Origin of the sequence: Caballeronia sp. INML2, from assembly GCF_023631365.1 — a bacterium.
GTDB lineage: Bacteria > Pseudomonadota > Gammaproteobacteria > Burkholderiales > Burkholderiaceae > Caballeronia > Caballeronia turbans.
Window position 1 is genome coordinate 1 of the sequence record NZ_JALQDH010000025.1, and the last position, 9,927, is coordinate 9,927.

General features: G+C 59.1%; 9 protein-coding genes and 1 pseudogene. 2 read left to right on the forward strand and 8 right to left on the reverse strand.

Translation table 11 applies throughout. The features are described 5' to 3' along the window. Positions 1–84 precede the first annotated feature (84 nt). The 6 genes from NCT32_RS10810 to NCT32_RS10830 form a co-directional block, all read right to left on the reverse strand. Positions 85–234 (reverse strand): hypothetical protein, encoded by a 150-nt coding sequence (locus tag NCT32_RS10810; protein ID WP_250490234.1) that lies wholly within the window; start codon positions 232–234, stop codon positions 85–87. 753 nt (positions 235–987) lie between these two features. Beyond that, entirely contained in the window at positions 988–1,113 is a 126-nt protein-coding gene (locus NCT32_RS37245; RefSeq protein WP_284508515.1) for a hypothetical protein, read from the reverse strand. A 205-nt stretch (positions 1,114–1,318) separates the two neighbouring features. After that, positions 1,319–2,194: a lipid A biosynthesis lauroyl acyltransferase gene (locus NCT32_RS10815; protein WP_250490235.1), complete on the reverse strand. Its 876-nt coding sequence runs from the start codon at positions 2,192–2,194 to the stop codon at positions 1,319–1,321. A gap of 944 nt (positions 2,195–3,138) precedes the next feature. After that, positions 3,139–3,411: a hypothetical protein gene (locus NCT32_RS10820; protein ID WP_250490236.1), complete on the reverse strand. Its 273-nt coding sequence runs from the start codon at positions 3,409–3,411 to the stop codon at positions 3,139–3,141. Between the two features lie 86 nt (positions 3,412–3,497). Further along, positions 3,498–3,725 carry a LysR family transcriptional regulator gene (locus NCT32_RS10825; protein WP_409241529.1) on the reverse strand — a complete coding sequence of 76 codons (228 nt, stop codon included), beginning with the start codon at positions 3,723–3,725 and terminating at the stop codon, positions 3,498–3,500. Positions 3,726–4,080: 355 nt separating this feature from the next. Next, a complete protein-coding gene (locus tag NCT32_RS10830) occupies positions 4,081–4,977 on the reverse strand; it encodes a transporter (RefSeq protein ID WP_409241530.1) in 897 nt (298 codons plus the stop codon). 777 nt (positions 4,978–5,754) lie between these two features. On the opposite strand from NCT32_RS10830, the gene NCT32_RS10835 reads away from it, so the two are divergent. After that, complete coding sequence (locus tag NCT32_RS10835) at positions 5,755–6,216, forward strand: MaoC/PaaZ C-terminal domain-containing protein (RefSeq protein WP_250490237.1); 462 nt, start codon at positions 5,755–5,757, stop codon at positions 6,214–6,216. A gap of 369 nt (positions 6,217–6,585) precedes the next feature. Here the strand turns inward: NCT32_RS10835 and ltrA are convergent, their stop codons facing one another. Continuing rightward, the gene (ltrA, locus tag NCT32_RS10840) at positions 6,586–7,923 is read right to left on the reverse strand and encodes a group II intron reverse transcriptase/maturase (protein WP_250490238.1); all 1,338 of its coding nucleotides are present in this window, start codon (positions 7,921–7,923) and stop codon (positions 6,586–6,588) included. Positions 7,924–8,488: 565 nt separating this feature from the next. On the opposite strand from ltrA, the pseudogene NCT32_RS10845 reads away from it, so the two are divergent. Continuing rightward, positions 8,489–9,034: pseudogene (locus NCT32_RS10845) on the forward strand (tyrosine-type recombinase/integrase); the annotation flags it as partial. Between the two features lie 64 nt (positions 9,035–9,098). Here the strand turns inward: NCT32_RS10845 and tnpC are convergent. Then, positions 9,099–9,927, reverse strand: an 829-nt coding sequence (tnpC, locus tag NCT32_RS10850; RefSeq protein ID WP_250490239.1) for an IS66 family transposase, incomplete at its 5' end; no start/stop codon positions are given.

Consider the following 9,927-nt stretch of genomic DNA (forward strand, 5'->3'; position numbering starts at 1 on the left):
CATCGGTCAGCGCTGGTCACTCAGCAACGCCGCGAACCGCGGATTGCCGGACGCGAGGGGCAGCGGCACGAAACACCGCCTAGCTCAATAACGCGTAGCCGCCACCTTGCCCCATAGCCGCGCCCACCGCCCCGCCTGCGCTTTTTCCGAAGGTGTTGTAGCAACAATCAAGCGCCCGACCGCCACCGTTACGCGGCGCTGCGCATAAGCTTGGCGCTCGTGCTTACGTTTCATGGCAAAGCGCTCCCCACAAATTCGATCCTATCTGGCTGCGAACTGACTGCTAGCCCTATAGGGCGCTGACGCTATCCCCATCACCTCCACAACGCGCTGCTGCAAGTCGCGGCCACGCAATCGGCAACGTTCTTACGACCTGACCTTTGTGCGCGTGGCCGACCAACCGCGCGAGCTTTCATTGGGCGCCCATGACGCCCGGCGCAGAGGTCAACGGCTTTACGGCTTGTCCGCAGGCTTCCTGAGAGCCATTTTTACGGTCATGTCTCACCGTGCGCGGCATGCATGAAAACCCGCGCCCGCTCAGCCTCCGCTATCACCCGCTTCTTAAGTACAGACCGGCCAGTCGACGCATACCCCATTACCGCTTCAAATTCATGCGGCCGATGACGCTTGAATCTGTTGAAAAAGTCGTCACCTGGAAGTCCGTTATCAAGTGTCATTAGGCAGCCATAGTCAAGTTCAGCGCAGTCTCCGAGAAGCGCAATAGCATCCTCCAAGGCCCTGTAGCGCAGCGTCAGAGGTTCCTCGTGAAGGAAAAGCGTGTGAAGTTTCTGATAGGGCACGAACCGCTGTGTCTTAGCAGCGCACCGTAGAAGAACAGCAATGGCGTTGATTCGTTCGTTATCGCGCACGCGGCACCCCCTAAACTCCTACCGGGTGAGAAAATCAGTCGCAGCAAGACGGCGGCGACACGGTAGAGGAGGTGGAAAACGACCCCCGTAGATTTGCTGTCCAATTTTTTCAATATACCTAGATCTCGGCTTCGTCAACACCTTCACGCTGCGCACGATAACGGAGATTGACGATGCGCGAAACCGTGGCAAACGGCACCTGCTGCGCCAGCATCGGCACCAGCGCGTCGAACAACAACGTCAAGCTGCCGACACTTGGCCGTCCCGATCCGGTTTGACCAGCCGTACCGAAAGATCCGGGCGTCAATGGATTAACGGCGTTACTGCGCCGTCCATCACGGATGGGGTCGAGACGACCGTCGGCACGAGGCATCGCTATTGACTCTCTTCAGCGGCAGCACCGTGATATCGTGGCCGACCACTGGCAAAATGGCAAAACGACGACGTGTTCAATACACCGCCGCTGCCCCTGCTGGACGATGCTTAAAGCGTCGATGTACCCAGTAATACTGTTCCGGGCAGTTCAAAACCTGCTCTTCGAGAAACGCATTCATGCGACGCGCATCCACCGCGTCGTTTTCGGACGGAAAATCGTCGAACGGTTCGAAAACTGTCAACTTATATCCTCGGTAATTGGGCAACACTTGAGTCACGAAAGGTACGACCCGTGCATGCCCGAGCCGCGCAAGTCGCGAAACCGAAGTGAGCGTGCAAGCAGGGACGCCGAAGAATGGAACAAAAACAGAGTTGTCAATGCCGTGGTCCATGTCGGCTGCGAGCATCACGGGTTTGCCTGAGCGCAACAGTCTCACGATCTTTCTCGCACTGGTCGAGCGTTCAATCATTTCTGCGCCGAACCTGCCGCGTTGTCGCCTGGCCAGGTCGCACAAGCGTGCATTCGACATGCGCGTGTACAAAGAGGCAGCAGGCAAGCGAGTCGAGTAAAGGATGCAGCCAACCTCGATTGCGACGAAGTGAAAACCCATAAAAATGGTTGGCGGAGCATCCTTGTCGTGAAGATCAATTTTGCTGTCGATCTCGACGTGCTTGTTCAGCGATTGCGCGCTACCGAACCACTGAATGCCTCGCTCGAGATAGCTCCGCACGACGTGGCGGAAGTGGCTCCGCGCAAGATCATCGTATTCGGGTTCTGTCTTGTCGGGGAAACAGAGACGCAGATTGACCAAGACGATGTGTTTGCGTCGACTTGGAAGCACATACAAAGCTGCCCCGATCGCGCTGCCGAGCCTGGCGACCAGCCCGTAAGGAAGCAGAGATAATGCTCGTAGCAGCGCTACGGTGAGAACAAAGCCAACTTGATCCAAAAGTCTCTCCTGATGCGATCGAACGTCGAAAGCGAGCTTGCATATCGACGCCTACCCAATTTCACTGCCGACTGACAGATCCGCCTTGTTTCAGAACGACAACTCGGAAGAGTTGCCGACCGTGGTGCTTCTTTTCGACTGCGCTAACCGGCGGACCCCTCGTCCGAACGTCCCCGCGAGGCGGCAGACCAACGGGGCGATGGGCCGATGCCAGCCGAGGTGAGCACGGACGACGTGCCGGATCAGAAGAATGGTCCCTGCTCACACTGACGGCAGCAGACTCAAGGCATACGGCATAAGACTGAGAGGCCGAGGCATCCCCATCCAAAGCTGCACCTTCGCAACGCACGTAGATGGGCTTGCGGCGCTTCGCTAAGGGCCGAGTGTCCTGCCTACGACGAGATCACCGGCGGCCGGCGCATCCGCCAGCGGCGGCGTTGACGCCACCGTGGCCGGGGGAGATGGCGGTATTGAGGCCTTGAGCAGATGCCCACTCGACGTGAGGAAAATGGCAAGCAACAGAACGGCGACCATGATGTTTACCCTGTACGTGCTGCCAGTGACGGGTTGGTACACGTGATCTGGAGCGGTTGAATACGGCTACGGAAAATCATTCCTCTAAGCCCGGCCTGAATGAGGATTGTGTGACAACACGGCGACATCGCTGACTACCCGCGGACCAGCGGCCAGCGGCTCAGTGCTGCCCCCAGTAGACGTCTCTAGACGCTCGTTAAGCACGGCACTTGAGGATGTAAGGCGCTGTCACTTTGACTATCACGTCCTAGCGTTGAATCGGTCGGCCGTGTTCAACGCGACCCGACAGTGAATGCAATTTGGCAGACGGCCACGCAGCGCCGCAACGACATCAGCGAATCCCGACTAGTGCTTGACACCCGAGGTTAATGTCGAGACACAACTGCAGCAGGCTTCGGGGAACACGTCTTTTACTGGCCCACGCGCTGATGAGCTGCCGCGACCGCAATGTCGCGCTTTTTCTTCGCTTCGGCTTTCTTATGGTCATACACCTTTTTTGCCGTGGCGACCTCCCGGTTATATTCATGGTCCGCCGCGGCAACTTGCTGGTGCATCCTCACTATCTCGTCGGGATGTTCAGTGGCCGTAGATCCGCTCGCTCCAGAGTTGTTTTGCGCCTGTACGCCCGACAGGGGCGCCAGCACCAGCGCAGCGCTGACCAGCAATGCAACTGCGTTCTTCATGAAGCACCTCCCATTTTGATACCGGCATCGCAGTTCACTATGAACACTTGCAGGCTCGGGCCCCGTTCGCCAGGACGCCAGCTGTATCAGGAATTGTCGCTACCTGCTGCCAAGCCAATGTAACGCGCGTCGGCATCCGTCAGCGACATCTCGCGAGTGGTGTGGTTGATCAGACGTGTTCTAAGGTGCGTTTCGAGTAAGACAATAGCCCGACTAACCAGCGCATTTGAGACGTTGAGTTCGCGAGCAACGCAGCAGAAACTCTCCGTCTCCGCTACGCGCACGAAGACACGTATCGCCTGGATCGTGCTCATCTTATCGTCCTCATGCGCCGCGTTGTCCCTACCACCACCGGAGCGCACACTCAGCAAAGCGGGAGCGCGAAGCGAATACGGAGCGTTATCTCAATTCTCTACGCTTATTAGATAATCCTTTCCAAGCCGTTTGTCACCCGCTATTCCAGCGGCTCGCCGAGTTTCTTCCGGCATTGCAGTAAATGTTACGGTGCGCAACCCTTCACATCATTCAGGAAGGTCGTTCCTGTCTCGTCCCGCAAGCGATTAGGCAAGCTCGGATTCGGGAAGTCACTGGAAGTTTCTGCGTGGCGCCTCGAACCACAACGTAGTGCGGGGTGCCGGGAGCGAGTGCTATGTGAAATTCACGCGGGGGTCAACGCGGCTCATGACCCAGCCATCGATACTGCACCGCCAACGAGATCGCCTTGTAATCACCGCCGGCCCGCACGATTAGGCCTTTCGACGCGGCCACCTTTGCTGACCAGCTACGCGTAATGGGTATCGACAAAGTAGCGCCGTATCGGACGTTGTTCTGCCGGTCGTCGTTCGCGACGCCGTTTATCATGGTGGCGCCACCGGTGTAAAAGCCCAAGTCTGCGGCGAGCCAAAGTCCAGGCCGGAAAGTGTATCCACCGTGAAGCTGGAGTACAGACATCGGCGCCTGGCTTCGGTGGGCGCTTCCCAAGAACTCAGTGTTCTCGGTAAATAGCCAGATGCCGAAGGCCACCTCGGCGAACCAGTTTCCGATCGGCTGGGAGATACCGAACTCGGGTTTCAATGCCCATCGGTTGGCGCCTACATTGATGAGGCGGCTCGGTTGATACTGGCCAGTCGGTGCGACGACCACGAGGCTCGCGCCGACTATCGTTTGCGGTGCTCGACGGGCGAATTCCTCCGGCGTGAGCGCCGGTCCGCCGAGCAAATCTACGGCAAACCGCACTCGCACGTCGCCCAGTCCCGCACGATGCACCTGGTTTGGTGCATCGAAGACCCTGCCAGAGACATCGCCGCTTACGAACGGCACAGCGAATCCGACTGATGCGGTACGGCCACCCAGGTCGAACACACGCGCGTATCCGAAGCCAAACGCGTTGATGGTTGCGTGTATGTCGGTAACCGGGAGCGAGGGGTCCGTGAGGACCTGACCAGTGAAGCGTGTATAGCCGGCCACAAGAAAGTTGGTTCCTGTGGGTGCGGCGGAGTACGCCCGCGGCTCAAGCTCCTGGGCGTCGGAATCCGTTACAGGCAGCAGCATCGCCAGTGCGACCAAGAGGCGCGCCAACGCGCCGGTGAACGCGATGCGTTTCGTCGCGGACCAAAAGCGTCGTAAGATAGCCAATCAATGGGGAAATGCGCCCAGCCATACTGCGAGCTTCCACAAAGCAAGCACGCACAATATTCCGACGATTGTGGCAATGATAATTTGTCGCTTGCAGGCAATCGGGTCGCCTAAATGATGCCGCTCTGCTACGCGTATCAGTCGCATCTTGGCCACCTCAATTGTGAGCCACCGCATTTCGATACTAGCACGTAAAAAATGACTGACGGTTCCGTGAGGATCAAAAGATTGAGCAAGGTCAGCAAAGCTAAATGGACTTATCACATTGAAAGGGCCTGAATCAGCGAATTGATCGCCTTTTGTTAGTCCTGCCGATCGACCGTGTACCTCGGCGCCATGATACGCTGATACGTGCACGCAAATCGCATCATGAGAAGGACCGCGAGCGTGAACACGTAGCCAGACGACGATGGCTTCGACCTCTTCTCGTGCTATCTTTGCCGGGCGGCATGCGCAGCAACCATTCGCGCTCCAGCGGCTTCAGGTTCGGCGACAAGGTCATGCGATCGGTCGCCATGACGGACGCGAGCTCGCCGGTTCATCCAGAGGGCAAGGATGCAGGCATTGCACCGCAGGCGTTTCCCCTGTGGCAAGACACTCAGGACCAGCGCGAAAGCAAGCAAAGATTCGAGATACCGGCTTCGATGTGTGCTCGTATGACGAAGCTGCTTGAACCGCGCATCATCCAAGACGATCGGAGCACGCGCCATGACCAAACCTCTCTATCTCGATGACCTGAAGATTGGCCTGCAATTGGAATCGCCGACCTTCACCGTTACCGAGGGCGACGTCCGGCGCTTCGCATTAGAGTTCGATCCGCAACCCTTCCATCTCGACGAGAGCGAGGCGATGAGATCGATCTTCGGCGGTCTGGCCGCGAGCGGCTGGCATACCGCCGCGATTACGATGCGTCTGCTCACCTCGGGCGGATTGCCGCTTGCGGGCGGCATTATTGGCATGAGCGTGCAAATCACCTGGCTCAAGCCGGTCCGCCCGGGCGATGTACTTCGCGTCGTCAGTACGGTGCAAGACATCAAGCGTTCAAAATCGAAGCGTCAAGGTGTGGCGACGGTGATGTCGGAGACGCAAGACAAATTCGGTGGGGTCGCTCAGCGCCTCCTCTCGAAGCTGCTCGTCACGGCACGCGAGGCTGAAACCTCGTCTAACTGATCTCAGCGCCCCACAGCGCGTCGATCTCGTTCCCGGACAAACCGAGCCACGCGTCGAGCACATCCGCCGTATGCGCGCCGACCCTCGCAACGCTTCAAGGTCTCTGCTTGGCGGCGGCCATTCCTGCGACACGAAAGCCCGAGCTCTGCTCAGCGACGGGGGTAACCGCAACGGCTCGCCAGTTTTCGCTTGTCCACATTCAAGCTTCGCATCGATGGACGCTGTCTGATGTTAAGCGGCCACTTGAACGTCAGCTTGACGGCGTCAGCGAATGTCTCCAAATCGCCGACTGGATAGGGGTAGGAAACGGCGATCGCCGTCCCCTCCCTCCGAACCCGGTGTGCGGTTTTCCCGCGACGGGCTCTCCAGTCAGTTGTTTCCACATCGGGATTGGCGCGCCAATCGAAGGGCCTCGGACATCGTGAACAGCCCCAGATCAGCGAAGAAGGCATTTGGCCATCGGGTGTGATCGCGAAGGCATCGCCCCTGACCCGGACGATGAAGCTGTCGACGCAGGATCGCTCGTAGGCGTCGACGAACAAAGCCGTCGACGGACGAGAAGGTGTAGCGGTGGGCGTGCTGGAAATAGCCAAACCAGCCACGCAGGGTCGGGTTGATCGACGCAATGATGCTCTCGATCGAATCGCCCCTGTTACGCTTGGTTAGGGCGCGGATTTTATCTCGCAGCCCTATGAGACTCTTCTTGCGCACCCAACGTAGACCTGCCTCGAACCGGTAACCCAGAAACTCGAACCCGTGACCCTCCAGCCGGCAATCCCCAACGTGGGTTTTGTCAGGATGAAGTGTCAAGCCGTTCGCATCCACCCAAGCCCGCATTCGAGTGAGCGCATCTTCCGCTTCCTCGCGTGTACGGCATAACACCACGGCGTCATCCGCGTAGCGCACCATGACCAGCCCTGCCTGTCGCATTTCCACGTCAAGCTCGTGCAGGTAAAGATTTGCCAACAAGGGGCTGACAACCGCCCCTTGAGGACTGCCGGAAGTCGGCGTCCAACGCGTCATGTCTTCCATGATGTCTTGCTTGAGAAAGTACTGGATGAGGTCCAGAACCCGGCCGTCCGAGATTCGCCCTGCCACTCTCGCAAGAAGAGGTGAGTGTGGAATCGAGTCAAAATAGCTTTGCAGGTCGGCATCGACCACCCAGCAGTAGCCCGCTTTCACATGGCGGTCCACTTCGCGCAGCGCATCCTTGCAGCCCAAGCCCGGGCGAAAGCCGTAGCTTCTCGGCTCGAACTCCTGTTCAAAGATCGGCTCGATTACCAGCTTTAGGGCCGCTTGAACTACACGGTCTTTTACAGCGGGTATACCGAGCGGGCGGCGTCCTTTACCTTTCGGTATGTAGACGCGCCGCACCGGCTGCGGGCGATAGCTACCGTCCTGCAATGCATGCGCCAGTTCAGCGAGGTATCGGTCTCGCGCTTGCGCGAATCGCTTCACGCTCATGCGGTCGACTCCCGCCGCCCCGGCGTTCTTCTTGACCTGAGTCCACCCCAGCGCGAGCGTGTCCAGGCGAACCACCTTGTCGATCAGACTATGCCATTTACCTCCTTTAACTCCGTTTCGTAGAGCAGCCAACATAGCGTCCGTCCAGATTGCGGCTGACGCGAATTTCCGCTGCACGCAGCTTCCCAGCGCGTCTGCATCTCGTCTAGTCGTTTCCGACACTGGTGATGCTTCGATCTTCATCTTTGCCTCGTTCCGGACTTCTGCTATCAACCTTCCTGCCCCGCTTCCCTAGAGCGCCTTTTGCTCTGACGCAGGTCTCCACGGCTTGACGCTGCCATGTGCAGTACTACCGGGACTCTGACTCCTGCCAGCGTTCACCTCGCCGGCAGGTCTCCCCGCTTGCTTCGTGCCACCGTCCCATCGTTCCGTCCTCAATCACGTGGTATGCCACCGCATCGCTTTGTCCGCCACGACAGCGTGCGGTGTTACTTCCAGGCTTCGCCACTTTAGTGCAGGCTCGCCGCAATACTCCGCCGAAACAGGTTCGTTAACCTACGGACCGACAGTTCGCCTCCGGTTACTCCCCACCCCGTCTCACGACGACGCAGTTACCTTCAGCTACGGAGCTGTGGCCAACTCCGGCAGGGACTTGCACCCTGCAAATGGCACGCCATCACGGGCGTACACTAAACCGCTCGCGCGGTAGGGGCTGCGGTCCGACGCTGGTGGTCAGGGAGAGGCCGGTCACCCGGATTTATGTTGGCGAATGAGGCAATCCGCCTCGTTCTTCAACAGGAGCCGAATCATGACCTCCTTACCGGCAAACGCCAGCCCACTGCGCCAGCGCATGATCGACGACATGCGCATGCGCCAGCTTGCCCCCAAGACGCAGGACACCTATTTGCACATCGTGCGTGAGTTCGCCAGGTTTCTCGGGCGCTCACCTGACACGGCCACCGTCGAGGACCTGCGCCGCTACCAGCTCTATATGGTCGACCACGGCACATCCGCCGTGTCGCTGAACCACGCGATTACCGGCCTGAAGTTCTTCTTCACAGTCACGCTCGACCGCCCCGAGCTGATGGTCAGGATGCAACCGGTGCGTGTGCCCCGCATATTGCCCGTCGTGCTCAGCCCCGACGAAGTGCGGCGGCTCATCGAGGCCGCCGGTAACCTGAAGCACCAAACCGCGCTGTCGGTCGCGTACGGCGCGGGGCTACGCGCCAGCGAAGTGGTGGCGCTGAAGGTCACCGACGTCGACAGCGAGCGCATGACACTGCGTATCGAGCAGGGCAAGGGCCGCCGTGACCGCTACGCGATGCTCTCGCCGGTGCTGCTTGAACGTATGCGATCCACCACCGACGCCCCTCAGAGGGGAATGTGCGGCGTGCAGCATGTGTAAACGCGGCGTTGGGTTAGCGAAGGTCCGCAGGGATTTTCCAGGGAAGCAGCGCGTCGTAGTCGTCGACGGTCTTTGCCAGAGGTAGCCGCTGGAACAGCCAGGTGAGGTAACGATACGGGTCGATGCTGTTGGCCTTGCAAGTTTCGACCAATGCGTAGAGATTGGCGCTTGCGTTCGCACCGTCGACGGTGTCCGAGAACAGCCACCCGCGGCGCCCGACGCAGAAGGGGCGGATTGAATTTTCGCAGGGATTGTTCGATATGGGCCAGTCGCCGTTCTCGACGTATCGGATCAGCTTCGGCCACTGCTCGCGCAGGTAGGTCAGCGCTTTGCCGAGCAAGCTGTTGGGCAGGACACCGGGCGATTGCTCGAGCATCAGATTGTGGATGGCGTCGAGCACGCGTGCACTGTACCGTCGTCGCAATCGCTGCCGCCTGTCGGCTTTCCGTTTTGCGCTACGCGACTCGGCAACGAACAACTTTCCGATCAGCTTGATGAAGCGCGTCGCGAGCAGATCGGGCGAGCGCGCTGCCTTGGGCACATTGTCCTCTGCCTTGACGAAGTAGCGCCGGCAATGAACCCAGCATCCGAGGTGCACGAGCTGGTAACGCTGGGCAATGCCATTGTAAGGCTCGTATCCGTCGGTCATCAGGGCCGCACCTTCACGCACGCCGACGAACAGCTTGTCAGCCAGCTTTGCACCTCGTCCTGGCGTGTAGGTGAAGCAGCAGATCGGCGTGCCCGAGCCGGTCATCTGCGACCAGAGTGTGGCGCGACAATCTGGATGAGAGACGCGCGACAAACAAGATGAGAATGTCGCGGTGAGGTTGATGATGCCGATG